The organism is Neobacillus drentensis (assembly GCF_036962765.1).
Lineage (GTDB): Bacteria > Bacillota > Bacilli > Bacillales > Cytobacillaceae > Neobacillus > Neobacillus drentensis_C.
The window spans coordinates 6,712-7,062 of sequence record NZ_JBALOS010000307.1 but is presented as its reverse complement, the minus strand read 5'-3'; positions in this window follow the sequence as shown (position 1 = coordinate 7,062).

Here is a 351-nt window from a genome sequence, read left to right as displayed (position 1 = left end):
ATAAGATAAATCTACATTATGCTTTGACAATAATATCGTCCGATTTTGGTGATTAATTTTATCCAAAATTTCCATCATTCTTTTTGAATAGTAAGGATCGAGTCCATCTGTTGGTTCATCTAACACCATTAATTCTGGATTAATAGCAATTATCAGACTCTTGCTGTCTACCATATATTCTTGTAACCACTATGGAAATTTCCTGATATTGAAGTAATTATTAAAAGCCGCCCTAAGGCAGCTTTTAGTATAGATGAAAAAAGAGCTCTGACACAATAAAATTGTCAGAGCTTTTTTAATTAATTCGTAGTATTTATTTCATGATTTTGTCTCTTAGAGCGAAAGCTTATA